26 protein-coding genes are annotated in these 24,683 nt (G+C 36.3%); 8 read left to right on the top strand and 18 right to left on the bottom strand.

What is annotated here, in order from left to right; translation table 11 throughout:
* Positions 1-7: 7 nt before the first annotated feature.
* The 10 genes from VBZ51_RS07920 to pdxA form a co-directional block, all read right to left on the bottom strand.
* Positions 8-1,336: a GntP family permease gene (locus VBZ51_RS07920; RefSeq protein ID WP_416576574.1), complete on the bottom strand. Its 1,329-nt coding sequence runs from the start codon at positions 1,334-1,336 to the stop codon at positions 8-10.
* Positions 1,337-1,450: 114 nt separating this feature from the next.
* Positions 1,451-1,921: a 3-oxoacyl-ACP synthase gene (locus VBZ51_RS07925; protein WP_416576575.1), complete on the bottom strand. Its 471-nt coding sequence runs from the start codon at positions 1,919-1,921 to the stop codon at positions 1,451-1,453.
* A complete protein-coding gene (locus tag VBZ51_RS07930; RefSeq protein ID WP_416576576.1) occupies positions 1,908-2,519 on the bottom strand; it encodes a hypothetical protein in 612 nt (203 codons plus the stop codon). The genes VBZ51_RS07925 and VBZ51_RS07930 overlap by 14 nt, the downstream gene beginning before the upstream one ends.
* A gap of 170 nt (positions 2,520-2,689) precedes the next feature.
* Positions 2,690-3,805 carry an NAD(P)/FAD-dependent oxidoreductase gene (locus VBZ51_RS07935; RefSeq protein ID WP_416576577.1) on the bottom strand — a complete coding sequence of 372 codons (1,116 nt, stop codon included), beginning with the start codon at positions 3,803-3,805 and terminating at the stop codon, positions 2,690-2,692.
* 84 nt (positions 3,806-3,889) lie between these two features.
* Complete coding sequence (gene accC / locus VBZ51_RS07940; RefSeq protein ID WP_416576578.1) at positions 3,890-5,242, bottom strand: acetyl-CoA carboxylase biotin carboxylase subunit; 1,353 nt, start codon at positions 5,240-5,242, stop codon at positions 3,890-3,892.
* Positions 5,243-5,326: 84 nt separating this feature from the next.
* Positions 5,327-5,824 carry an acetyl-CoA carboxylase biotin carboxyl carrier protein gene (gene accB / locus VBZ51_RS07945; protein WP_058104667.1) on the bottom strand — a complete coding sequence of 166 codons (498 nt, stop codon included), beginning with the start codon at positions 5,822-5,824 and terminating at the stop codon, positions 5,327-5,329.
* Positions 5,825-5,854: 30 nt separating this feature from the next.
* Complete coding sequence (locus tag VBZ51_RS07950) at positions 5,855-6,850, bottom strand: beta-ketoacyl-ACP synthase III (protein ID WP_058104666.1); 996 nt, start codon at positions 6,848-6,850, stop codon at positions 5,855-5,857.
* Positions 6,851-7,083: 233 nt separating this feature from the next.
* A complete protein-coding gene (gene rpmF, locus VBZ51_RS07955) occupies positions 7,084-7,281 on the bottom strand; it encodes a 50S ribosomal protein L32 (RefSeq protein ID WP_058104665.1) in 198 nt (65 codons plus the stop codon).
* Between the two features lie 7 nt (positions 7,282-7,288).
* On the bottom strand, positions 7,289-7,819 hold the full coding sequence (locus tag VBZ51_RS07960) for a YceD family protein (protein ID WP_058104664.1): 531 nt from the start codon (positions 7,817-7,819) through the stop codon (positions 7,289-7,291).
* 122 nt (positions 7,820-7,941) lie between these two features.
* Positions 7,942-8,994 (bottom strand): 4-hydroxythreonine-4-phosphate dehydrogenase PdxA, encoded by a 1,053-nt coding sequence (gene pdxA / locus VBZ51_RS07965; RefSeq protein WP_416576739.1) that lies wholly within the window; start codon positions 8,992-8,994, stop codon positions 7,942-7,944.
* Positions 8,995-9,054: 60 nt separating this feature from the next.
* Between pdxA and VBZ51_RS07970 the strand changes: the two genes are divergently transcribed.
* Positions 9,055-9,639, top strand: a complete 585-nt coding sequence (locus VBZ51_RS07970; protein ID WP_416576579.1) for a riboflavin synthase — start codon at positions 9,055-9,057, stop codon at positions 9,637-9,639.
* Between the two features lie 8 nt (positions 9,640-9,647).
* On the opposite strand, the gene VBZ51_RS07975 is transcribed toward VBZ51_RS07970, so the two are convergent.
* Positions 9,648-10,736: an acyltransferase family protein gene (locus tag VBZ51_RS07975; RefSeq protein ID WP_416576580.1), complete on the bottom strand. Its 1,089-nt coding sequence runs from the start codon at positions 10,734-10,736 to the stop codon at positions 9,648-9,650.
* A 7-nt stretch (positions 10,737-10,743) separates the two neighbouring features.
* Positions 10,744-12,555, bottom strand: a complete 1,812-nt coding sequence (locus VBZ51_RS07980; protein WP_416576581.1) for a sodium:solute symporter family protein — start codon at positions 12,553-12,555, stop codon at positions 10,744-10,746.
* Between the two features lie 75 nt (positions 12,556-12,630).
* Here VBZ51_RS07980 and VBZ51_RS07985 point away from each other — a divergent pair, with 75 nt between their 5' ends.
* From VBZ51_RS07985 to VBZ51_RS07995, 3 genes are all read left to right on the top strand, one after another.
* Positions 12,631-13,386, top strand: coding sequence for a sulfite exporter TauE/SafE family protein (locus VBZ51_RS07985; protein ID WP_416576582.1), 756 nt, complete (start codon positions 12,631-12,633; stop codon positions 13,384-13,386).
* 37 nt (positions 13,387-13,423) lie between these two features.
* Entirely contained in the window at positions 13,424-14,173 is a 750-nt protein-coding gene (locus VBZ51_RS07990; RefSeq protein WP_416576583.1) for a hypothetical protein, read from the top strand.
* Positions 14,174-14,433: 260 nt separating this feature from the next.
* On the top strand, positions 14,434-15,957 hold the full coding sequence (locus VBZ51_RS07995; protein WP_416576584.1) for a GH3 family domain-containing protein: 1,524 nt from the start codon (positions 14,434-14,436) through the stop codon (positions 15,955-15,957).
* 11 nt (positions 15,958-15,968) lie between these two features.
* Here VBZ51_RS07995 and VBZ51_RS08000 read toward each other — a convergent pair whose 3' ends face one another.
* Both VBZ51_RS08000 and cls read right to left on the bottom strand, forming a co-directional pair.
* Positions 15,969-16,598: a hypothetical protein gene (locus VBZ51_RS08000; RefSeq protein WP_416576585.1), complete on the bottom strand. Its 630-nt coding sequence runs from the start codon at positions 16,596-16,598 to the stop codon at positions 15,969-15,971.
* A complete protein-coding gene (gene cls, locus VBZ51_RS08005; protein WP_416576586.1) occupies positions 16,595-18,019 on the bottom strand; it encodes a cardiolipin synthase in 1,425 nt (474 codons plus the stop codon). The genes VBZ51_RS08000 and cls overlap by 4 nt, the downstream gene beginning before the upstream one ends.
* A 133-nt stretch (positions 18,020-18,152) precedes the next feature.
* Here cls and VBZ51_RS08010 point away from each other — a divergent pair, with 133 nt between their 5' ends.
* Both VBZ51_RS08010 and VBZ51_RS08015 read left to right on the top strand, forming a co-directional pair.
* The gene (locus VBZ51_RS08010; RefSeq protein WP_071340709.1) at positions 18,153-18,563 is read left to right on the top strand and encodes an arsenate reductase family protein; all 411 of its coding nucleotides are present in this window, start codon (positions 18,153-18,155) and stop codon (positions 18,561-18,563) included.
* 80 nt (positions 18,564-18,643) lie between these two features.
* Positions 18,644-20,200, top strand: coding sequence for a hypothetical protein (locus VBZ51_RS08015; protein ID WP_416576587.1), 1,557 nt, complete (start codon positions 18,644-18,646; stop codon positions 20,198-20,200).
* Between the two features lie 70 nt (positions 20,201-20,270).
* On the opposite strand, the gene VBZ51_RS08020 is transcribed toward VBZ51_RS08015, so the two are convergent.
* Complete coding sequence (locus VBZ51_RS08020) at positions 20,271-20,453, bottom strand: hypothetical protein (protein WP_305522437.1); 183 nt, start codon at positions 20,451-20,453, stop codon at positions 20,271-20,273.
* 263 nt (positions 20,454-20,716) lie between these two features.
* On the opposite strand from VBZ51_RS08020, the gene VBZ51_RS08025 reads away from it, so the two are divergent.
* On the top strand, positions 20,717-21,766 hold the full coding sequence (locus VBZ51_RS08025) for a helix-turn-helix domain-containing protein (protein WP_416576588.1): 1,050 nt from the start codon (positions 20,717-20,719) through the stop codon (positions 21,764-21,766).
* A gap of 232 nt (positions 21,767-21,998) precedes the next feature.
* Entirely contained in the window at positions 21,999-22,973 is a 975-nt protein-coding gene (locus VBZ51_RS08030) for an AraC family transcriptional regulator (RefSeq protein WP_348361807.1), read from the top strand.
* Here VBZ51_RS08030 and VBZ51_RS08035 read toward each other — a convergent pair.
* The 3 genes from VBZ51_RS08035 to VBZ51_RS08045 form a co-directional block, all read right to left on the bottom strand.
* Positions 22,970-23,632 (bottom strand): SOS response-associated peptidase, encoded by a 663-nt coding sequence (locus VBZ51_RS08035; protein ID WP_198033523.1) that lies wholly within the window; start codon positions 23,630-23,632, stop codon positions 22,970-22,972. The genes VBZ51_RS08030 and VBZ51_RS08035 overlap by 4 nt on opposite strands.
* 202 nt (positions 23,633-23,834) lie before the next feature.
* Positions 23,835-24,284 carry a ferritin-like domain-containing protein gene (locus tag VBZ51_RS08040; protein ID WP_099190657.1) on the bottom strand — a complete coding sequence of 150 codons (450 nt, stop codon included), beginning with the start codon at positions 24,282-24,284 and terminating at the stop codon, positions 23,835-23,837.
* 50 nt (positions 24,285-24,334) lie between these two features.
* Positions 24,335-24,577, bottom strand: coding sequence for a hypothetical protein (locus VBZ51_RS08045; RefSeq protein ID WP_157681224.1), 243 nt, complete (start codon positions 24,575-24,577; stop codon positions 24,335-24,337).
* Positions 24,578-24,683: the final 106 nt, after the last annotated feature.

Below are 24,683 nucleotides of genomic sequence, written 5' to 3' on the forward strand. Positions count from 1 at the left end.
TGTATTTTTAAACGAATATAGTGTAGAATACAAATACAGTTATTGCTCCTGTAAGACCAAGAACGCCCGTACCTAATCCAAAAAGTCGATATCCTGTTTTTACGTTCATACCACTCATTTGTGTTACTACCCAAAAAAAGCTGTCGTTCGCATGGGAAATTACCGCAGAACCCGCCCCAATAACCACTACGACCAAAGCTTTTTGTATTTCTGTATCAAAACCCAAAGAGGACATCATAGGCATTATGATAGATGCCGTAGTTACCAATGCTACGGTAGATGAACCTTGTGCAGTTTTTAAGGCCGCAGCTAAAACAAAAGGAAGAAAGATACCCATATTATAATCGGTCAAGGTTTGCCCTAGAATATCGGCTATGCCAGAGTTCTGTAAAATTTTACCGAAAATTCCTCCAGCTCCAGTAATTAAAAGTATAGAGGCAGCGTCTTTAATAGCCTTACCTACCCACCCCGCAGAAGAAAGCATATCGTAATTTAATTTTTTGGGCAAGAGCAGGCATAAGAATACGCCGATCAATAAAGAAATAACCGGCTCACCCACAAAATTGATGAAATCTACAAGTCCATTTTCTTGCCCAATGTTCATGGAATTCAAGACGGATTTTAAGACAATTAATAAAATAGGGACCAATATAGGAATAGAGGCCTTTAAAGCGCTTGGCGAATCTTTAATTTCTGATTCTGCTTCTAGCGCATCTTCAACATTGGGCGTTATCATTGTTTTTGAAGCATACTTTTTAGCAAATATGATACCGACAACCAAAGCGATTAAACTGGTGGGAAATCCAAATGCGATGACCAAACCTAAATCTGCACCCAAAATACCTGCCGCCGCTATAGGACCGGGTGTTGGCGGCACCATAGTGTGCGACGCCATTAAACCCAAACCCAATGCTATTGCCGGACCGGCAATGGAGATTTTGGCTTTCTTGGAAAGACTTTTATTCAGAGGATGTAGCAACATAAAACCACTATCTGCAAATACGGGAATAGATACGATATAACCAATAATACCCATTGCCGTGGGTACCCGTTTTCTACCTATCCACCCCAAGACTTTTTCTGCAATTGCAAATGCACCACCGGTATGCTCCAAAAATGCACCAATAATTACTCCCAGTACAATAATCAGCCCTATTTTACCAAGTGTACCCCCAAAACCATCATTTATAGATGTAATGATATCGCCATAAGGCATACCAGCAAAAATCCCATATAAAATAGATATGATAAACAAGGCTAAAAAAGCATGGATCTTAAGCTTAGTCGTCAATATAATTATGGCAATGACCGCAATAAGTAAGTAGAATATTTCCATGATTTACTGACTAAAAATTTACTTGAATCAAATGTTACCTGTGATTAAAAAAAGCTATTTAATATAGCACTATAAGTTAGCTAAAATTTAAGCACAAAGGTTCATCAATGAACATCAATGAACATCAATGATACTTAGTTCTTTACCATTAAAACTAAAAACATCCCCTACCTTTTTACCAAAGACAAGCTTACCAATAGGCGTTGCCGCAGAAATACAGTAGACGGACTTACCCGTACCGTTAAATTCGCCTGCTGATATAGCAATGAAATATATGAACGAGTCTGTATTGACCAGACTTCCCAAACCTACAGTTTCTGCATTTCCTTCCTTTGGGACCTTAGATAATAGTTGCTGGGTTTTTTCAAGTTCAGCCAGCTGCTGCCCTAGTTTTTCCCGTTCTAACTGAATCATGGCACGACCGGTTTCATGCTTGTCACCAGCACTACTTTTGGTCTCTGAGGTTAAAGCCGTTTCAAGTTCCTTGATCTGACCTTGAATTCTCGCCAACCTCTCGTTAACGAAAAGAACACAAAAGTTGTAAGCGTCTTTTTTTAGATTTTTAAGTGAATCAATTTCCTTCAATGTGATACAGATCTGCCAGTTTATAGATCAAGTAATTTACAATTTGATTATCACTTTCACCAGCACTGAGCATCTTTTGAATCTCAATTTCATTTTCTGCCTTAAAATATTCCAAATCACCAGAGCGGTCTTCGCTAAAAATATTCCAAGATTTTAACCCGCTAAGCATTGCTTTATGTGCTTCATAGCGATTTGTAATCGCTTGTGCCCTCTTCTTGTCTACTTTTAGTGCTGTTTCATTATCCTTTAGCATCTTGTAGTCTGCTGTAATTTTAGCATCTGCTTTTTCCGCTTCGGTAATAATTTTAAAATAGGCTTTTGAAACTAAAGACTCATATGTGGCATTGAATCCGGAAACCTTTGTTTCCTCTTCTGCTAAAGTCACTTCAGTGCCTGTACTGGCATATAAATCATCTTTGGCATACTCATTATTTGAAATGAGAGATTGTTTCCATGCTTCGCTCTTAATATGCTCTTTCCATACCCTGGCATATTCTCGCTGATAATTGGTTTTTGTCAATCCACAACTTGTTAAACAAGTAATACCCAATACAACTGTTAGCACAGCTGTAGCAATTCTATTAAATAATGTTCTCATATAGTATACATGCTATTACAACCTTCTTAAAAGTTCACTGTTCTAGGGCAAACTTATAAGCGCATTTAGGGTAATAGATAATCTGAGGGGGCATACAATTTATAAATAAAAACAAGAGTACACCTCTCTTTTGGACAAGATTTAAAAAAACAGGTTAAATGGTGCATTTATTAGTTGACCAAACGTGCTAATTTTTTACCAATTGTAGTACCAATGGCAATGCCCATACCACCTAAACGCACACCACAAAATACATTAGCAGATACTTGTTTTACAATGGGTTTCTTTTGTTGACCAACACCCATAATACCGCTCCAACTGTAATCTATTTCAAAAGCCGTTTCTGGTAAAATGATATTGGAAAGCAGCTCTTTAAGTTTATTTTCTACCAAACTTGTAGTTCCAAACTCAGTAGTCTCCTCTGTTTTAAAATCTAGGTTTCTTCCGCCGCCCAATAAAATACGGTCATCAATATTTCTAAAATAATAATACCCTTCTTCTAAGTGGAACGTGCCTTTAACGGCCAAATTATTTATCGGTTTTGTAATTAACACTTGTGCTCTTGCCGGTTTTACATTTTCTGATAGTAATTGGGCGGCAAAACCATTTGTAGCTATTAACAATTTCTTGGTCACAAATTCTATGTCGTCTGTTTTAACCGTTACGGACGTGCCAGAATCTTCAAAAGTTTTTACCTGTGTTGAATTTAGGATTCTGATGCCTTTTTGATGTGCCAATTGTACCAAAGAACACATCATTTTACCCGTATTTATTTGTCCTTCAAAAACTTGTGAAATGTAGTTTTTATGAAGCCCTTTAAAACCAAAATCATTTGGAGCTATTTTGAAAGCATTCTTCTTAAACACAGGGTGTAGTAACTCATTGATGGTTTCCATCTTCTGTATACATCTCTCATACAAGGCTAAATCTTTTTCCAGAAATAATTCATGTCCACCATTATTTTGATATCCTATGGGAGCATCACCCAAAATAGTACGAAGCGATTGTATGCCATTGAACCTATCTTGTACCAATTGCACGACTTCTAGTTCTGTATGTGTTTTAAGGTCCGATAAGATTTCCGAAATACTGCCAAAACAGGCAAAACCAGCATTCTTTGTACTAGCGCCTTGCGGCAGTTTTCCTTTTTCCAATACTAGAATATGTGCTTTTGGATGTTGCCTACGCAATTCTAAAGCACAATTTAAACCTACTATACCACTACCCACGATTGCAAAATCGATATTAGAAAACCATGATGTACGTTCCCAGTAGCTTAGATCCATAGTACTATTTTGATTGTGATATAAGATAGAAATTCCATCACAAAATAGAACAAAAAAACTCCAACATTGCTGTTGGAGTTTTTATTAATGTTCTTTTGGAGGATCCATTTTAAAATCATCCATAAAGGCCGTAGTATAATTACCCGCCAAATAATCTGGGTGATCCATTAATTGCCTATGAAAAGGTATGGTGGTTTTAATCCCTTCAATTACGAACTCATCTAAGGCGCGTTTCATTTTATTGATTGCCTCTTCCCTAGTTTGGGCGGTGGTAATCAACTTAGCGATCATTGAATCGTAATTTGGAGGAATACTGTACCCACTATACACGTGGGTGTCCATACGAACTCCATGACCACCTGGTGTATGCAAGGTCGTAATCTTACCCGGCGATGGTCTAAAATTATTATAAGGATCTTCTGCATTAATTCTACATTCTATGGAGTGTAGTTTTGGAAGATAATTTTTACCAGAAATTGGCACACCTGCGGCTACCAATATTTGCTCACGAATTAAATCGTAATCTATAACCTGCTCCGTAATTGGGTGTTCTACCTGAATACGTGTATTCATCTCCATAAAATAGAACTTACGGTGCTTGTCTACCAAAAATTCAATGGTACCTGCACCTTCATATTTTATGTACTCTGCAGCTTTAACCGCAGCCTCACCCATTTGCTCCCTTAACTTGTCTGTCATGAAAGGTGAAGGAGTCTCTTCCGTTAACTTTTGGTGACGACGTTGTACTGAACAGTCTCTTTCTGATAAGTGACATGCCTTACCGAATTGATCACCGACAATTTGAATTTCAATATGACGAGGTTCTTCGATCAGCTTTTCCATATACATACCACCGTTACCAAAGGCAGCGGTAGCCTCATTTACGGCACTATCAAAAAGCTCTTCCATTTTGTCTTCAGACATTACGGCACGCATACCTTTACCACCACCACCGGCAGTTGCTTTGACCATTACCGGGTAGCCCATTTTTTTGGCTACTTTCTTGGCATCGGCAACATCTTTTAAAAGACCATCTGAACCAGGTACACAAGGTACACCTGCCTCTTTCATGGTTTGCTTGGCCGTAGCCTTATCACCCATACGATCAATTTGATCGCCAGATGCTCCAATAAATTTTATATCGTGTTCTGCACAGATACGTGAGAACTTTGAGTTTTCAGATAGAAAACCGTACCCTGGGTGTATTGCATCTGCATTGGTTATTTCAGCAGCAGCAATAATGTTAGGGATCTTTAAATAAGATTCGCTACTAGCGGCAGGACCAATACATACAGCTTCATCTGCAAAACGAACATGCAAACTTTCTTCATCGGCCTTGCTATAAACGGCTACCGTTTTAATACCCATTTCTTTACAGGTACGGATAACACGCAAAGCGATTTCTCCCCTATTGGCAATCAGTATTTTTTTAAACATCTTTTAAATTTTAAGTTCTTGGTTCTACATGATTCTTACACACCGTTCAATAACGGCATCTAACAATGACTACTCAAAATTTAGTTAAGAAGGGTCTACCAAAAATAATGGCTGATCAAACTCAACTGGAGAAGAGTCATCTACCAAAATCTTGACAATTTTACCAGAAACTTCAGATTCTATATCATTGAACAATTTCATTGCCTCAATAACACAAAGTACATCGCCGGTCCCTATAGTATCTCCTACCTCAACAAATACTGGTTTGTCAGGAGAAGGCTTTCTGTAAAAAGTACCAATGATCGGAGATTTGATCGTGATGTATTTATCATCATCCGCTTTTTTCTGCTCAGCTTCAGATGCAGCCGCTGCAGGTGCAGCTACTTCTGCCGGTGCAGCTGCTACAGGAGCAGGTACGGCAGGTTGAGCCATAGGCATTGTATGCACATAGGTTGGCTCAGAATTACCAGTTAAGCTTCCGGTACGGATGGTAATCTTTATATCATCCGTCTCGAGTTTTACCTCGCTAGCGCCAGACTTGGCAACAAACTTGATAAGGCTTTGAATTTCTTTAATATCCATATTTCTCTAAGTTATAATTGGTAGTTGATGTTAGTTATACGCCCATTTAAGGTAGATAGAACCCCAGGTAAAGCCGCCACCAAAGGCTGCGAAAACCAAGTTATCCCCTTTTTTAAGCTGTTTTTCGTAGTCGAAAAGTAAAAGTGGCAATGTACCGGATGTGGTATTACCGTAGCGCTGAATATTCATCAACACTTTTGAATCATCTACACCCATTCTTTTTGCTGTGGCATCAATGATTCTCTTATTAGCTTGATGTGGCACCAACCAGTCAACGTCTGACTCGGTAAGATCATTTCTATCCATGATTTTGGCCGCTACATCTGCCATATTGGAAACCGCAAATTTGAACACTGTTTTTCCTTCCTGAAAAATATAGTGTTTTTTATTGGTTACACTTTCAATTGTGGCCGGCATTAAAGATCCACCGCCTTCCATGCCTAAAAATTGTCTTCCTGTACCATCTGCCCTAAGGTATTCATCTTGTAGACCCAAGCCTTCGGTATTAGGTTCAAAAAGTACTGCTCCGGCACCATCACCGAAAATTATACAGGTTGTCCTATCTGTATAATCTATTATAGATGACATTTTATCTGCACCTATAAGTAATACCTTTTTATATCTACCTGTCTCAATATGCCCGGCAACCGTTGACATTCCAAAAAGAAAACTGGAACATGCCGCCAATAGATCATAAGCAAAGGCGTTTACAGCCCCAATTTCAGAAGCTACGAAAGCTGCCGTAGAAGCTACCATACTATCTGGTGTAGCGGTAGCTACAATGACCAAATCTATTTCGGCAGCATCAAGCCCTTTCTTTTCCATAAGGTCTTGGGCCGCCTTAATGGCTAAATACGAAGTACCTTCCCCTTCTTCCTTTTTTAACACCCTTCTTTCCTTAATACCTGTCCTGGTAGTAATCCATTCATCATTGGTGTCAACCATTTCCTCAAGCATTTTGTTCGTCATTACAAACTGGGGAACATAGCCTCCTACTGCGGTAATAGCTGCTGTAATTTTGGTCATACTTTATTTGCTTTCTTGTAAAAAACTTAAAAAACGAGTCAAAAGTCATGAAAATTAGTGATTTTCAACGACTTTTCGCCTAAAGTTATCGGGTTTTTGAAAAATTGCAATTGATAGCACTAAGGCTATAACCTTTTAAATTATCTGAGTTACAAGGTGATAAAATACAAATTGGACTAAAAAAAACTCCCTACTTCTAATGAAGTGGGAGCTTAGTATATTGTAAAAAAGTCTTAAGCTTCTGCTTCTTCGGTTTTATCAACCAAAACTTGACCTCTATAATGTAATTTACCTTCGTGCCAATGTGCCCTATGGTAAAGGTGTGTTTCACCTGTAGTAGAATCTTTTGCTAAAGTAGGTGCTACCGCTTTATAATGAGTTCTTCTCTTGTCTCTTCTTGTTTTGGAAATTTTTCTTTTAGGATGTGCCATTTAAACCTTATTTATCCGTTAATAGTTTCTTTAATTCATCCCATCTGGGATCGTTTTCTTCTTTGTTTGATCTTTTCTCTTTTGGTTGAAGCTCGTTCAATTTGTCCAACACTTCAGATTGTAAAGTGCCATCTTCAATACCAGGGTGTATTCTTTTTTGCGGAACCGCCAACACCAACATTTCATACACATACTGTGCAATGTTCAATTGATGTTCACCATGAGGAAGAATCAAAATTTCATCATCTTCATCGTTATACTCCTCACCGAATTTTACCACCAAATGTAAATCTCCACTTATGGACTGATCGTATGGTTCACTGGTAATATCACAAGCTACATTAACTGTTCCCGATGCGTTCATATCGACCTCCATCATTGTACTTGTTTTATGAAGTACTACATCTAAACTGATGCTGGCTGCGTTAAATTCATCGTATCCAAAAGAATCAAAGAACGTATTGTCAATCTGGTAATTAAAGTTGTGTTTTCCTTGCTTCAAACCTGAGAAAGGAATATTGAACTCCTTTTGCTTCATCACGTACACACTTAAATTAACACTAATCGCCCATAAAAGGCGGGTGCAAAGATACTATTATTTTAATAAAAGACAATAGTTATCAACTATTTATCTTTATAACTTTTTTATTGTACCAAAATTTAACGTTCTCTCTTTAAACGCTGCTTTTTTAATACATCTTGTGTTAGCTCTTGATATTCTGTTCTGTTCTTAAAAATGTTCAATGCCATGAACACAGCTTCTTTAAAAGAACTTTCATCTGCAACACCTTTACCAGCTATCTCAAATGCGGTACCGTGATCGGGTGAAGTTCTTACTTTATTCAATCCGGCGGTAAAATTGACTCCTTGCCCAAACGATATTGTTTTAAAAGGTATAAGACCTTGATCGTGATATGCCGCTAAAATGGCATCGAATTTTTTATAGGCGTCAGAACCAAAAAAACTATCGGCAGAATATGGACCAAAGACCAAATGTCCCTTTTCGGCCATTTCTTTTATGACAGGTTTTAAAACTTCATCATCTTCTTTGCCTATTACTCCATTATCACCACTATGCGGATTAATACCCAGCAAAGCTATTTTTGGCTTGCGAATACCGAAATCCATTTTCAATGATTTCTCTATGGTGTTGATCTTATCACGTATTAACCTAGGCACTATAGCGGCACATACATCCTTTACGGCCACATGATCTGTAAGCAAACCAACCTTTAACGTATCTGTAACCATAAACATTAAACTTTCACCTTCTAGTTCTTGCGCTAAAAAATCTGTATGCCCTGGAAAATTAAACTCCTCAGATTGTATATTGTTCTTATTGATGGGTGCCGTTACCAATACATCTATATCTCCATTCTTTAAAGCTTCCACTGCTGCTTTTAATGATTTAATAGCATACTCGCCACCTGCTTTGGTCGCTTGACCAAAATCAACCCTAGGCACTTCTTTCCAAACATTTACAATATTGATTTTATTATCTATTGCTTTTGAAGCATGAGGTATACCATTGAAAGCAATATTTAATTTTAATTGTTTCATTTGAAAGGAAACGGTCTTATTTGAGGCAAAAATAACCGGTGTGCAAAAATCTAACATTCTACTGTCCTCGAATGTTTTTAAAGCGACCTCACAACCTATACCATTTAAGTCTCCTATAGAGATACCTAACCTTATTTTCCTATTTTCGTCCATGATAATCTGTACCTTTGTACTCAATTTTGAATTTTCAAAATTACTTAAATTAAACGACACATGTTTACGGGAATTATTGAAACATTAGGTAAGGTCACCGCTCTGGAACCTAAAGGTGGCAACTTGGACATTACGATAGCATCTAGTTTAACTCCAGAGCTTAAAATTGATCAAAGCGTAGCTCATAACGGTGTTTGTTTAACGGTCGTTAGCCTTACGGATACTACTTATACGGTTACCGCAATTGCCGAAACGTTGAATAAAACCAACCTTGATACACTTAAGATAAATGATACGGTCAACCTTGAACGTGCTATGATCTTGGGCTCTAGGTTAGATGGGCATATTGTTCAAGGCCATGTAGATCAGACCGGGGAATGTACAAGTGTTCGAGAAGATAATGGAAGCTGGATTTTCTCTTTCACCTATGATGCGGCAACTGGTAACCCCACTATTGAAAAAGGTTCTATTACTATAGATGGTACAAGCTTAACCGTAGTTAATTCTGGCAAGAATACCTTTGAAGTTGCCATTATACCTTACACCTACGATCACACTAGGTTTAACACCTATAAACCGGGCACCATTGTAAACTTGGAATTTGATGTTATTGGCAAGTACGTAGCAAAATTGATGATTAAGTAAGCCTATTGCTACACCTTTATAAATATCTTTTTCTGATATAGGATATAGCCCACAAGACTATAGAACAGTACTACACTTAGCCCGTATAATAAGGATGAAGTTTCTAGCGCAAGAAAGTCATGGACATATACTTTTTGAAACAACCAACCGTGTAATGAGGTGTCGCCCACTTGTATTTGACCCATCACCTTGCTAATGAAGCTAGAAAGAAAATATATTACAATAGCATTTGCTCCTGCATATCTGAATATAGATCCAAATTCAATTTTCTTTACATCTGTCAGGTAATATATAAGTGCCAAAATAAGGTTTGCCCAACCTGCAGTGACCAATACAAAACTGCTTGTCCATAGTGCTTTGTTAATGGGAAACACTAGATCCCACATATGCCCTATGATCAAGAAACTACCGCCTATGCCCATTAGAATAGTGGCTTTCTTTTCTTGCTTAGCGGTTAGTATCAATCCTGTAAATACCCCTAATAAAGAACTGGCAATAGCTGGTACTGTACTTAACAAGCCTTCTGGATCGTAATCTGCCTTATAGTTATGCGTACCAAAAACTTTTACATCTATCCAGTTTGCCAAATTATTGGGTGCTCTTTCCAAGGTGGATGCCACTCCTTCTACAGGAACGAACGTCATTAACAACCAATATCCTATTAGTAATACCGCCGTTACCCAAATTAGTTTTTTCCAACTTAGGTTAATAAACAAAATAGCGGTTAAAAAGAATACCATTCCTATACGTTGTAATACCCCAGGAAATCTAATGTACTTGAAATTTTTAAAGAATGGGTAATGAATTAAAAATGCCCCTAAGAAAAGACCCAAAGCAATTAACTTCAATGCCCGGATTGCAATTTTTCTATATGCTTTTGCATCAACCGTTCTGTTCTTATAGGAAAAGGCTATTGATGTACCAACAATGAACAAGAAGAACGGAAAAACCAAATCTGTTGGTGTATAACCGTGCCAATCTGCATGTAAAAAGGGCCCGTACACATTTGACCATGTTCCTGGTGTATTCACCAATACCATTAATAATATGGTGGCTCCTCTAAAGATGTCTACCGAAACAATTCTGTCCTTCTTCATGTTGATCTTATAAAATATTGCCTTTTAAGCGATTCCATGCTTTTACCAGCAATATACCTGCTATTATTGAAATAACCGTTAATACGATTGCTTGGGTAGTTCTACCATAGATCCAATATCCAGTAGCGAACATGATCGAATAAATCAATAATACACCTAATAACATTGCGGTTACCCCTGCAGGCACGCTCCATTTTTCTTTATCCTTTACAATTTCCACTGCATCGGTTTTTGCTTCATCAACTACTTTGGACCAACCCGGTCCACCTGGTTGTATTTTTCTGTAGAAGCTTCTCAACGTTTCATTAGACTCTGGCTGCGTCATAAATGTGGCAATCAACCAAATAATGGTTGTTACTACTACTATAAATATATACTCTGACCAATCTGGCAACAAACCTGTTTCGGTAGCAAATAAATATGCACCTACGGGAGTTAATTTTAAGATGATAGAAATAATACCCGATGCAAACATTGCCGTAATCTCACTCCATGCATTAATCCTCCACCAGAACCATCTAAGTATAAAAATCAGCCCTGTACCCGCACCGAATGCCAATAGCACATCGAACAGCTGTAATGCGTTTTGTAGCAATAATGCCAGTGCCGCACTGAATATCATTAATACTACGGTTGAAATTCTACCTACCGCCACCAATCGCTTTTCAGATGCATCAGGATTAATCTGTTGTTTATAAAAATCATAAACGATGTATGAAGAGCCCCAGTTCAATTGGGTACTAATGGTACTCATGTATGCCGCCACCAAAGATGCTAAAACAACTCCTAACAATCCGCTTGGTAGTTTGGTCAACATGGCCGAATATGCTAAATCATGACCTAATTTATCTGCCGTTACATTAGGGAAAGCTTCTTGTATGCTCGCCAAATCTGGGTACACTACTATAGAAGCCAATGCCACTAAAATCCATGGCCAAGGTCTTAATGCGTAGTGCATAATATTAAAAAAGAAGGTTGCCCCAATAGCATGGTTCTCATCTTTTGCCGCCAACATACGTTGTGCAATATAACCACCACCGCCTGGCTCAGCACCTGGATACCAAGAACTCCACCACTGTACGGCCAGCGGTATTATGAATAAAGTTATCAATGCTTTCTTGTTACTGAAATCTGGCAATATATTCAGTTTCTCTGTTACATTTTCATTCGCCATTAAAGCTTCAATTCCTCCAACTTCAGGAATATTCACTAAATAATATGCTGCTCCTATGGCACCGGCCATGGCAACAAAAAACAAAAGGAAATCTGTATATACCACACCTTTGAATCCGCCTAAGGCACTAAAGGTAACCGTTATAAGACCTGCACTGACTACGGTTTGCCATGGTTCTAGTCCCAGCATTATACTACCTATTTTAATTGCTGCCAAGGTTACCGCAGACATAGTAATAACGTTAAAGATAACGCCCAAATAAACCGCCCTGAACTTTCTTAAAAAACTTGCCGGCTTACCACCATAGCGCATTTCATAAAACTCTAAATCTGTATTTACGTTAGATTTACGCCAAAGTTTGGCATAAACGAAAACGGTCAACATACCGGTAATCAAAAAACACCACCATACCCAGTTCCCCGAAACTCCGTTAGTACGAACAATATCTGTCACCAAATTGGGGGTATCCGTTGAAAATGTCGTCGCTACCATTGAAAGACCTAATAGCCACCACGGCATAGTACGGCCCGATAGAAAAAATTCTGAAGAGTTTTTGCCTGATTTCTTTGACACATATACCCCTATTCCTAAGACAAGAGAGAAGAAAACTATAATAAATGCATAGTCCAATGTACTGAGTTCCATAAGTTGGTTTTAGGTTGATTGTTAAAGATATATTATTTTAGGACATTTTTATATCTAATACGCTAAACGTACTACGTGCTACTATCAATAACTTCTGAAATTACCCCAACGGCCTGGATTCTTGCTTCTATAGCCACCTTTATCATAGGATTATCCAAAGCGGGAATAAAAGGCATTGCCGTTTTAAACGTTACGATCATGGCGTTGGCATTTGGCGCAAGACAGTCTACGGGTATGGTAGTACCGTTACTGGTTCTCGCCGATATTTTTGCAGTAATTTACTATAACCGTTACACACAATGGAAATATGTTTTTAAAGTACTTCCATGGATGTTGGTAGGACTTTTAGTAGGGGTTTTTATTGGCAATGAATTGCCTGAGAAATTTTTTAAAATAGGTATGGCCATCATCATCATCATTACCGTAGGTATGATGTTCTATTGGGACCGTAAAAAAGACAAGAACGTACCATCACATTGGTCGTTTGCAGGATCTATTGGTACCATTGCAGGTATTACCACCATGGTGGGAAACTTGGCGGGAGCTTTTTCCAATATTTATTTTTTAGCCATGCGCCTACCTAAAAACCATTTTATTGGTACTGCGGCTTGGTTGTTCTTGATCATAAACATTATTAAACTACCCTTTCACTTTTTTGTTTGGAAAACCATTTCCGTAGAGTCGTTACAATTAAACTTAATGCTCTTGCCTGGCATTCTATTAGGTTTCTTCGTAGGGGTCAAATTTATTAAATACATTAAAGAAGCATTTTTCAGAAAAATGATTTTGGTGTTGACCGCTGTAGGTGCGGTGCTTATTATGCTTAGTTAGTGGTGTATATTTAGGTTTGAGATTTTTTGGTTTGAAGATGAAAAATTACATTTTATTACTTTCGATTTTTTCTGTCTTAAATATATTCGGTCAAGATTCAATGACTACAAGTTTAGTTGAAAGTATTATTGATAATGATTTTCCGAAAGACTTTGGGCATTATTTATTATTTAAAGAAGGTTTAAAAGAACCTATTATTAACGATTCGCTTCAAAAATTTCAAATACGGGAATTAAAATTGCTAGATAATAATTTTCCTTTAGACTTGATTTATAGATCAAATGAGGAAACAATAGACTGGACAAACTACTCTTTAAAGAATATAAAATATCTATCTAGTGATGAGTATAAAAGCTTTTCTCCACCTCTAGGAAAGAGTATCATTTTTGTAAGATTTAATATCAAACGCGGGAAATACGATAGTATTTTAAGGTATAAAAAACACCATACAATAGTAGTAAAGAAAAAACTACTTTGGAATAAAACTAAAATTTGGGAAAATAAAAAACTTAACGAAGAACTTGTAAAAGCTTGGGAAATTGACGAGGAAATTAATGCAGAAGAGAATATATACTTTCAAATTTCTAAACCTATTTTTTCAAAAGACCATAAATATGCTAAAATTTCTATTTTTGAAAACCAACGTTGTAAAGGTGAAGGTTACACCGTACTTTATAGATACCACAATGAAACTTGGGAAATGCTATTGAGATACAATTTTGTGTCAACTAAGATTTGGACATCGCATGCAAAATGTGGTAATATTCAAATAATAGGAACTAATTAAATTATGAAAGAAACAAATTCAACTAATAGCTTTTTTTGGTGTTGGCCCCTGAGGCTACTGTGCTTATCATGCTTAATTAAGGATTGATTTTTTAGAAATAGTTTAATTATTCTCAACATACTTGCAAATGAAATGTTAAGTTTTAATATTGCCTTTAAACACCTCAACCCAATAAAGTCCACATATTTCAGATTAGGGTCAATCTTTATCTCTACCCAGACCTACCTTTATAGTCATTAATCTAGAAACACTTTTGGCTCATGAATATCATAGGAAACTTTATTAAAGGGGTTATCAATGTTACCGATAAAATTGCCGGTGAAGACAACCCTATTGAAGATCAAAAGGCTGTGCTTCAAAACCTATTGGAAACGGCAAAAGACACTTCTTTTGGTAAAGCGTATGCGTTTGAAGATATTCTAGAGAGTAACAACCCTCAACAGGCATTTCGTAATGCTGTTCCTTATTTTGATTATAATCAGATCAATGATGCTTGGTGGCATAAATTACATGAGGGACAAACCGATGTCACATGGCCGGGTAGTCCCGATTATTTTGCACTGAGTTCCGGTACTACTGGAAAAACAAGTAAACGTATTCCCGTAACAGATGCCATGATAGATGCCATAAGACAGGCAGGTATAAAGCAGGTGCTGGCCATTTCAAACTTCGATCTTCCGGCAGATTTCTTTGAAACCGGCATTTTAATGCTGGGCAGTTCTACGGATTTGGTTGAAAACGATGATCATTTAGAAGGTGAAATCAGTGGTATTAGTGCCAGTAACATTCCGTCATGGTTTAGTGGTTATTATAAACCTGGAAAGGAAATTGCCCAAATTGATGATTGGGACGAACGTGTTGCAAAGATTGCAGAAAAGGCTGCGGACTGGGACATTGGAGCGTTAAGCGGAATTCCTTCTTGGATAGAACTAATGCTGAAGGAGGTCATTAAAAAACACAACCTTAACAACATTCACGAAATATGGCCCAATCTACAGGTCTACACATCTGGTGGAGTGGCTTTTGGTCCCTACGAAAAGAGTTTTAACGCCTTAATGGGCAAACCCGTTACGGTAATTGATACCTATTTGGCATCTGAAGGGTTTATCGCCTTTCAAGCAAGACCAGAAACCGATGCCATGAAGTTGGTGACCGACAATGGTATTTACTTTGAGTTTGTTCCTTTTGATCCAGATTATATTCTTGAAGATGGTTCTCTTGCTCAAGATGCACCATCATTAACTCTTTCTGAAGTTGAAAAAGGACAGAACTACGTGCTCATTATCAGTACGGTCAGCGGTGCTTGGCGTTACCTAATTGGAGATACCATAGAATTTACAGATGTGGAACGTGCCGAAATAAAAATTACGGGGCGCACCAAATTTTTCTTAAACACCGTGGGTTCACAGTTATCTGTCAATAAATTGGATGATGCGCTACAAGATATCATGGAAACTTTTGACATTGAAGTGCCGGAATACACCCTTTGTGCAAAAAATTACGAAGATGGTTTTTACCATACATGGTACCTAGGCACTACCGCTACTCAAAACCCTGAAAAGATTGCGGAAAAACTTGACGAATCATTAAAAGCTGCCAATAAAAATTACAAGGTTGCCAGATCTAAAGCTTTGAAAGGAGTGAAAGTATTCACGGTAAATCCAGAAGTTTTTTACGGTTGGAACGATAGTAACAAAAAGAAAGGCGGACAAGTAAAAATGGAGCGAGTTATGAAAGAGGAAAAGTTTGCCGAGTGGGAAGCTTTCGTTAAAAAACATCAATAAAGCCTATTATCTTATTCTTTAAGCGCGGCGTCTCTCTCTTCTACCAATACCATTATTTCTTCTGGAGATAGATAGAAATTCTTAATTCTATCCACATATTTTTGGGTTAAGCCGGCTTTCTTTAAAATGAACTCTTTTGTAGCGAGTATATAGGTTTCCATACCGTAGTTTACCGCATAAGAATCTGCACGGCGTTCTGCTTCACGTATATAATTTTTAGAGGTTATATATTTAAACCCAAATGCGATTAAATTCAACCCACTGCGCTGTTGATAATCCATCACATGCCCAAGTTCGTGACCCAACCATCCGATCATAATTTCTGACGGAATGTCTTTGGTATAGTACACAGAATCGGCTATTTTTATTCTTTCGCTTATCAATATTTTATATGACCTTTTTTTCTTTGATTTAAAAACACTCCAAAAAGAAGGTTGTGCCTGCATGGTAGACTTTTTAATGTTCTTCTTGAACTTAAATTCAATAGCAACATCTGTAAGTTCCGGATAATGGGAAAGCGCAATTTTTGCTTCTTGGGTTATTACTTCTGGAATTATATGTTGTGCAGATGCAACCATAGGGAAACTGAATATAAATAAGATTAAATAGTTTAATTTTTTAACGGATTCTGATGTAATCATAATAGTGGACTAAAGAATTTGGCAAGCCCTTCTAAAAACTTACTAAATGGGGATCTTTTTTTAAACTCCTCAAGGTCAACTTTAACCTCATCGGTGCAATGCGACTCAAACAACTTCTCTATTTCAGAAGCTTTTTCTTTATCGTATAAAATAGCATTGGTCTCAAAATTGTGCTCAAAACTTCTGTAATCAAAATTACCTGAGCCTACCGATACTATTTCCCCATCAATAATAATGACCTTGCTATGAGAAAAATCCGGTCTTAAATATATATTGGCGCCCACTTCAAGCAATGCTTCAAAAGTGGAGAACATACTGTATTGTGCCAATAATGAATCTGAAATCTTTGGGGTCAACAATGTGACCTGTATTCCGCTCAATGCCGCAATTCTTATGGCTTCCAAGACCGGCTCACCAGGGATAAAATAAGGGTTGGCAATGCAAATACTCTTGGTGGCTATATTGATCATTGCCAAATATTGCTGCATAATTGCAGGGTATCTAGAATCTGGTCCGCTTGAAATAATCTGCGCAACCGTTTTGCCAGAAGAGTCTACTTTGGGAAAATATTTATCCTGTAGCAATAATTCCTCTTTACCTGCAAAATGATAATCCTTTACAAAAACACGCTGCAAGCTATTTACTGCCGGTCCTTTGATCTGTACATGCAAATCTTGCCATATTCCCAGCTCTGACACTGGCTTCATATACTTATCGGACACATTGAAACCACCGGTAAAACCAACGTTACCGTCTATGATTACAATTTTTCTGTGATTTCTATAGTTAAGGGTAAACAAGAGGTTTCCAAAACGAATGGGCATCGTAGAAAATGCTTTTACCCCAATATCCTTAAATCGCTGTACTCTTTTACCCCGCATTGAATTGCTACCAAAAGAATCATACAACATTCTAATTTCTACACCTTCTTTTACCTTCTCTTTGAACAGTTCATAAAACTTGTCTAACAACACTCCATCTTCTAAAATATAGTATTGGATGTGTATGAATTTCTTAGCCCCTTTAATGGCTTTGAATATGGCACCAAAGGCTTCTTCTCCACTATTGAGCAAGGTTACCTCATTACCTTCATAAGGAGCAAAATAACTGTTCTTTCTTATTAGTGATGCTAATTTATCTCTCTTGTAGTCATCAAAATCATGAACGCTTTGTTCGCCGCCCTCCAACTCTTTATAGGTTTCAGAATATAACCTTCTTTTCTCTGTTTGTTTTAATTTAAACAGCTTGAATTTTCTTCTGTTAATACCGAACAGATAGTATAACAGCGGACCCAAAAAAGGAAATATTATAACAGAAAGAGACCAACTAATCATCTTAGTTGCCCTTGATCCATTGAAAATAATATTGACGATACTCCACAGCGTTACCGCTATATATGCAACCCAAAAAAAAGTATTCACCACCTTATAAATTGTTTATCAACAATATACTATAAAATCGCGCGGTGTTACCCCTAATTATCCTTTCAAGATATTTTTAGTTTTAAACGAGTTAATTACTCCCTGTGGTTGTGAGTACTTTTAAAAAAAAGTGATGGGAGTAATTGCTATGGATAAAAAACAGATAACCCTTTATTACAGTTCAGAAAATTCAATTGGTAAGCAATTAAACGCTTATGTGGAATCTTCTGGTAAAGAACATTTAACAATAGATATCTCTAAGACAAATGTCACCGGCACCCAATGGGCAGAGCTGGCAGATGGCCTAGGCAAGACCATCTCTGAATTGGTAAATACCGACCACCCGGATTTTAAGGATGAGTATGGCGATAAAACCGTTAATTTAGATGATGATGGTTGGTTGAAAATTTTAGATAAAAAACCTAGTCTTTTAAAAAATGCCATTGTCATTAAAGGAAAAGATTTCATAGAACTTACCAGCGCATCGGATTTTAAGCAATATATGGACCCTGACAGCGCGGGTATAGAAAAGCCTTATAAGTAACAAGGTCCTAAATCCCATTTTAGAATCTACTTCTCAACAAATAGGTGCTTTACCTTTTGTTACGCTCTAACTTTTACCTTATGTCAAAGATTTTAAAGTGGCTAGTTGTTATTCTCATTTTCTCCATAGGTAGTTATATGCTTGCCGAATGGAAAATGAAGCATGAAATCATCAGTTTTTTAGAGCGAAAAGTACCCGATCACATTAATTTTTCATATGATGAACTTGCAATAAACCTATTAGAGGGCAACATTGCTTTTACCGACGTTGCCGTAGTCAGTTTAGGCAAGCAAACCTCTTCGTGTGAAATAAGAGTAAATGCCAACGAGCTTTCCATTGAAGGATTTAGTTACTGGAAAATACTTTTTCAAAAGTCTGTTCATATAAAAACCTTGACACTGTCAACACCTCATCTTCATTTTAAAACTTGCCCAAAAGACCCTAACAACGTAGTTGCCAACAAAAGCAATCCCATTAATCTCCTGAAAGAAATCTTTGTTGAAGAATTAAAGTTCGAATCTGGTGTTGTGGAAATTTGGGACGCTGATGAAGAAGTTGAACTCATTTCAGTAGCATCTTTAGGTCTTCATTTAAAAGATGTAGCTACCGACCCCGAGACAATTACCAAATATGTTCCGTTTACATTTTCTAATTATCAAATAGAAATAGCGCAATTTAAAGCTCCCCTTGGGGAATACGAAAATCTGCAAATGGCCTCTTTAGTGATGAACAATTCTTCTATAGACATGACTGATATTTCTCTTTTAACCAAATATTCTAAAGCAGAACTCAGTAAGCAAATTACCTATGAGAGAGATCATGTAAGCTTAACAATTCCGGCTATTTCTATCAACGATCACAATTATGTGGCCAACAAAGATTCACTTCAAATTAATTTCAAAGAAGTAAAATTCATAGAGCCCAACCTAGAAATTTATAGGGATAAGTCTCCATTGGAAGATTTTAGTACAAAGCCTCTTTACGGTACACTGTTAAGAAGACTACCTTTTATAATAGCAATAGATGCCATTTTAATTCAACAAGGAACAATTGTTTATAAAGAAGATGCGCCCAATAATGTAAAAGCGGGTGCTTTACGTTTTACCAATTTAAATGCAGATATTAATAATCTATCCAATTTGACAACAGTTAACAATACAGTAAACATTAAGCTAAACGCTCATTTAATGGATGCCGGTGCACTGCACTTAGATTGGAAGTTCAAAGTGAACGATCCACATGATTCTTTTTTAATATCTGGCAAGCTTTCAAATTTTTATACTGAAAAGCTAAACGATTTTCTTGTACCCAACTTAAGAACCCAAACTACCGGAACCATTGAACAACTCTATTTTACCATATCGGGTGATGAATACACCTCTAGCGGGGACATCAAAATGCGATATGAAGATTTTAAATTTCAATTGTTGAACAAAGAAAGAAACGGTGTAAAAAAGGTGCTTTCCTTTATTGGTAATTTATTTGTTAACGATGGCTCAAAAGCTGATGAAAACGGTTTTAGGTATGGTACAATTTCCGTTGAACGCACACAACATAAATCGTTTTTCAATTATTTGTGGATAAACCTACAAGATGGCCTGGTAGATGTACTTACCAGCAATGGCAAAAAAGAATAGCCTATAGGCCAAACATAAAAAAGCCAGATAGAAAATCTATCTGGCTTTAAATTTCATAGCAATTTTTATACTAGTTGTCGTCAGTAGCATCTTCTACTGCATCTTCAACTTCTTCTGCACCGTCTTCAATACCATCACCAACATCTTCAATACCTTCTTCCATTTTTTCTCCTGCTGATTTTTCTTCCCTACAACTGGTTGCTATGCCCACAGTCATAATAGCAAATAAGAACATTAATAGTGACTTTCTCATAATATAGATTTTAATAATTAGGTTAATATTTTGATTGTTCATAATGAAATGCTCTAAATAGTATCTCATTATTGTTGGTACAAAAATGACACTAATACCCTGTTTTGCTTGGTTGTAAAAAATTAAATCTTAACTCATCCAAACAATATGGTTAATTGGCTAACATATAATTCTTTACCTACATTTTTGTGTTAATCTAAAACCTTAATAAGCCAAATATCCTTTCGTAAATTGACTTATCTTGTACACATAATCCAATTAGTATGGGTACAAAAAAAGAGTTTAAGGAGTTGAACGTGGTTGATGTCGTAAAGGATATTGCCCACAGATTAGATGTTGATTATAGGGAAGAGAACAATGAAATTTGTATGGATATCCCTAAAGAGGCTGGTACCGGTCATATAAAAGCAATAAGTTTTTCTCATGGTGTGGGTATTTTAGATGTTGATATTACCCTAAAGAAAGACACCCGGTTTGTGCTTAATCAATCTTTAGTGCAGCCATTGGAAATTGTATTTAATAGGGAAAAGAGTATTTGGCATGAGTTTGAAGGCCAAGAAAAACAAACAGAAATAAAGCATTTAGAAAGTGCCATTTTTTCTTGTAACAGTAAATACGGAAATGTACTTACACTTAAAGCCGAAGAACCTGTTTGCTTCTTTAGCTTAGAGATCAACAGAAAATTGTTCGAAGAAAAAATTGAGTCTTTTTTACCGGAAATAAACGAAGACCTAGAGGGTCTGTTTAGAGATGTTAACGGTATTAACCTTTTTTTTCACAAAGCTCATTATAGCCTTGATATTGCAAAATGTATTGAGGAAATCAACCAAACGGAAGATCAAGGTTTTACAAAAAGTGTATTTATTGAAGGCAAATGCTATGAAATATTGGCGCACCATCTAAGGCAATATGTAGATGACGCCTCCCCAAGCGAAAAAAGAACAATTCTTAGACAGTCTACCGTTGTTAAAATAGAACATGCCGCAAATATTATAGATGAGAGTTTAGACCAGGCACCAGATGTTTTAACACTTTCAAAAAAAGTAGGCTTAAATCAAAATACACTACAAAACGGTTTTCAAAGCTTATTTGGACTTTCGGTCAAAGAATATTTGCAAAACAAACGCATGGAAAAAGCCAGGCATTTAATGGAAAGTACTCATTTGAACATCACTGAAATTACTTATAGAATTGGTATTACCTCTAGAAGTTACTTCTCTAAATTGTTTAAAGAACGATATTCAATGTCGCCAAAACAGTATATGCAAAAATTAGAAGCTACCAAGGAAAAAGATGATACCACTGCTATTTAGGTATGCTTTTTAAATTTAATCAAAGTTGCTTTCATTCATTTTTTAACATTTCATACAAAATTAAAAGTACCCATTTGTGTCAATTAACATTTCAAAAGTGTTAACCTAATTCTGCTTTTTACAGTTGTTTTGTAGTATACAATTACCAGTGTATACCAATGATAAAACAATGAGGGAGTTGATTATAAATAGTACTAAGTCAGAAAACATTTTTACCCAGATACAAACGTGTTTGCAGGGTAAACTTAAAGGTGACTGGGGCGAAAAAATCATAACCTTCAATAATAGCACAGGAAAAGGTACGCTGAGAACCATTGATTTTAATTGGGGCCTATCTCTAATTGATTGTGATATTAAGCTCAACGAAGATGTAAAAATTGTGTTTGATACCGATGAACTATCTCCAATTGAATTCATTTTTATTACAAAAGGCTATTTTGAGTATAGCGAAAACTACACCGATGCTTTCAATAGGCTTAAGCAGTTTCAAAATACGATTATCTCCCATAAAAGAAATGCCAAAAAAACATTTCTATTTCCAAAAGGTGAGCATTTAAAAATCAATTTTATACGGGTAGAACGTCAAGAATATCTACAAAAGAAGAACAATGACATTTCGCAATTAAATCAATTATTGGTTTCAATTTTCAATGACAATGAATGCAACACCGCTTTTCAGCACGGTGGTAGTTATAGTCTAAGAATTGCGGAAGAAATAAAATTGCTCAACAACATAGATATTGACAACGGCATGCTAAGATCCTTATCACTAGAGGGTAGGGTCTATCTTATACTATCTCTACAATTATTAGAACATAAAAATTTTGAAGAAAATATGAATTTACCTGAAGCTATTTCTAAAGAGGATATTCTAAAAATTCACAAATTGACCACCTATATTATTGAAAATATATCCGAGAATATATCAATTACCACCTTAAGTGAAGAGTCTGGACTAAGCCCTAAAAAATTACAATTAGGTTTTAAAATTTTATATTCAAAAACGGTCAATGAGTATGTACGATCTTTAAAGCTTGAAATTTCTAAGAATTATCTAAAAAATTCCGATCTCTCCGTTTCAGAAATAGTCTATGCCATAGGTATTAAAAGTAGAAGTTATTTCTCTAAAATTTTCTTTGAAGCATATGATATACTACCAACCGAGTATAGAAAGCATATAAAGAACAAAAACTCATCTATACGTTAATTTTCAGGATACTCGCAAGAGTTGAGCATGCTATCGTATGATATGTCTTGATTGAAAAGACTTTTAGCGATCGGTCTTACCGCAAGATCTGTTCTATGCGGTGGTCTTAATAGTGCTTTAGCTTGTTCTACTGAAATATCACCAGATAGCCATTCTTGTTTATCTTCATGGTCTATAATGCTAGGCATGTAATCCACTAAATTCTGATAGTCTATAACCACTTCTTCCAGTGGTCCTGTAAGTAACGAACATGTTAAAAACCCATCGTCCAAGATGGTATAAATACCTGCCAGGTATAATATTTCACCGTTTGTTCTACTAACGTGATAAGGATAAATTTCTCCATTTCTTAGTACTGATGTAAAGAAACCCGTAACGGGCACTATACACCTTCTGTTCAGAAAAGAATCATGATACCAGATTTCTGTATCCATCTTATGGGTGGGTATATTGAGAGTATTGGTCAGTTTTTGAAAAAGCTCCCAATCCTCATTAAAACTACTGGGCAATAGACCCCAAATAGCTAAAGATATTGTGTTTGGCTCATCCATGGTTACTATGGGTATAGACACTTCGGTTAAACCGCTGATAACAACTTGGGGGGTATATAAATTGGGATATTTGAACAAAGCATTTACGTCTCGCTCTATCTCCTTCATCTTTGCTGTATTCGAAATTTTAAAATACATATCAATCTTTTGCTTTAGACGTAAAGTTCAGTTATTTAGCAAGCATCTCTTATTGCAGAAACTAAAAATGATGACGCATTAAAAATAAGTTTATGTACTCCTTAAATTCTTGCATACAATCCAAAAAAAAGAGGCTTAAATAAGCCTCTTTCATTAGTTTAAATACTATTGTTTATCGTGCGTCTTCTAAAATCTTAATATTGGACAAACCATTTTTGATCGCCTCTTTTTGACTTCTTAAAATTGTAGCTGTGGTAGACGGTAAGGAGGTATCTTCCAATACATCTTCATACTCTTCAATAGCTGCTTTTTCACCTCTAATAGCTTCTTCTAACATAGATTCTGCATTATCAAGTGAAAATAAGGCTTTAACGTCCATCCAAGCTCTGTGTGCTTTACCGGTAATGCTATCACCTTTATCAACTTTCTGACCAAATGACATAATTTCTGTCTTTAACTCATGACCAAAATCATAACGTTGTTTTGCCTTTGATTCAAAAAACGCCTTTAATTGAGGGTTCTCAATGTTTTCGGCCGCTTTTTTAAAGCCTTTCTCGGCATCATAGGTTTTCTCCAACAACTCATTTAATTTATTTCCAACTTCTTCTGTATATGTACTCATTTTATATAGTTTTAATTACGTGACCTCTTTTTTAAAGATGTTGATCACTATTACATCTTGTAAAATTTATTTCTGTTTTTAAAATCTTGTAATTTTCTTTTTAGCTCGTTCAAATCTTTCGCTTTGCTTTGATCGGAATACATCAACATATGATCTAAATCAATTTCGCAAAACTCATCTCTTTGGGTTTTGCCCAAATCATCAACAGTATTATCTATCAAATATTCGTTTACCAAAAAACCTAGATAACCTAGACCTATCATTATCGATATCCCTATAACAAAATCTATCATCGTATTGTTTTGATATCAAATATATACGTGCTCATTGGTTCTTTTTATCCTTAAAAAAAGAAGCATTGACTCCTTTGAATTGGGTTAATATTCAGGTGTTTAGAGC

It is taken from the genome of Maribacter sp. HS, from assembly GCF_048059195.1.
GTDB classification, from domain to species: domain Bacteria; phylum Bacteroidota; class Bacteroidia; order Flavobacteriales; family Flavobacteriaceae; genus Maribacter; species Maribacter dokdonensis.

What these genes read in the sequence shown, in the direction of transcription:
- VBZ51_RS07920 (WP_416576574.1), bottom strand. Translation starts at nt 1,336, where the DNA reads ATGGAAATATTCTACTTACTTATTGCGGTCATTGCCATAATTATATTG.
- VBZ51_RS07930 (WP_416576576.1), bottom strand. Translation starts at nt 2,519, where the DNA reads ATGAGAACATTATTTAATAGAATTGCTACAGCTGTGCTAACAGTTGTA.
- VBZ51_RS07935 (WP_416576577.1), bottom strand. Translation starts at nt 3,805, where the DNA reads ATGGATCTAAGCTACTGGGAACGTACATCATGGTTTTCTAATATCGAT.
- accC (WP_416576578.1), bottom strand. Translation starts at nt 5,242, where the DNA reads ATGTTTAAAAAAATACTGATTGCCAATAGGGGAGAAATCGCTTTGCGT.
- accB (WP_058104667.1), bottom strand. Translation starts at nt 5,824, where the DNA reads ATGGATATTAAAGAAATTCAAAGCCTTATCAAGTTTGTTGCCAAGTCT.
- VBZ51_RS07950 (WP_058104666.1), bottom strand. Translation starts at nt 6,850, where the DNA reads ATGACCAAAATTACAGCAGCTATTACCGCAGTAGGAGGCTATGTTCCC.
- rpmF (WP_058104665.1), bottom strand. Translation starts at nt 7,281, where the DNA reads ATGGCACATCCTAAAAGAAAAATTTCCAAAACAAGAAGAGACAAGAGA.
- VBZ51_RS07960 (WP_058104664.1), bottom strand. Translation starts at nt 7,819, where the DNA reads ATGAAGCAAAAGGAGTTCAATATTCCTTTCTCAGGTTTGAAGCAAGGA.
- pdxA (WP_416576739.1), bottom strand. Translation starts at nt 8,994, where the DNA reads ATGGACGAAAATAGGAAAATAAGGTTAGGTATCTCTATAGGAGACTTA.
- VBZ51_RS07970 (WP_416576579.1), top strand. Translation starts at nt 9,055, where the DNA reads ATGTTTACGGGAATTATTGAAACATTAGGTAAGGTCACCGCTCTGGAA.
- VBZ51_RS07975 (WP_416576580.1), bottom strand. Translation starts at nt 10,736, where the DNA reads ATGAAGAAGGACAGAATTGTTTCGGTAGACATCTTTAGAGGAGCCACC.
- VBZ51_RS07980 (WP_416576581.1), bottom strand. Translation starts at nt 12,555, where the DNA reads ATGGAACTCAGTACATTGGACTATGCATTTATTATAGTTTTCTTCTCT.
- VBZ51_RS07990 (WP_416576583.1), top strand. Translation starts at nt 13,424, where the DNA reads ATGAAAAATTACATTTTATTACTTTCGATTTTTTCTGTCTTAAATATA.
- VBZ51_RS07995 (WP_416576584.1), top strand. Translation starts at nt 14,434, where the DNA reads ATGAATATCATAGGAAACTTTATTAAAGGGGTTATCAATGTTACCGAT.
- VBZ51_RS08000 (WP_416576585.1), bottom strand. Translation starts at nt 16,598, where the DNA reads ATGATTACATCAGAATCCGTTAAAAAATTAAACTATTTAATCTTATTT.
- VBZ51_RS08010 (WP_071340709.1), top strand. Translation starts at nt 18,153, where the DNA reads ATGGGAGTAATTGCTATGGATAAAAAACAGATAACCCTTTATTACAGT.
- VBZ51_RS08015 (WP_416576587.1), top strand. Translation starts at nt 18,644, where the DNA reads ATGTCAAAGATTTTAAAGTGGCTAGTTGTTATTCTCATTTTCTCCATA.
- VBZ51_RS08020 (WP_305522437.1), bottom strand. Translation starts at nt 20,453, where the DNA reads ATGAGAAAGTCACTATTAATGTTCTTATTTGCTATTATGACTGTGGGC.
- VBZ51_RS08025 (WP_416576588.1), top strand. Translation starts at nt 20,717, where the DNA reads ATGGGTACAAAAAAAGAGTTTAAGGAGTTGAACGTGGTTGATGTCGTA.
- VBZ51_RS08035 (WP_198033523.1), bottom strand. Translation starts at nt 23,632, where the DNA reads ATGAAGGAGATAGAGCGAGACGTAAATGCTTTGTTCAAATATCCCAAT.
- VBZ51_RS08040 (WP_099190657.1), bottom strand. Translation starts at nt 24,284, where the DNA reads ATGAGTACATATACAGAAGAAGTTGGAAATAAATTAAATGAGTTGTTG.
- VBZ51_RS08045 (WP_157681224.1), bottom strand. Translation starts at nt 24,577, where the DNA reads ATGATAGATTTTGTTATAGGGATATCGATAATGATAGGTCTAGGTTAT.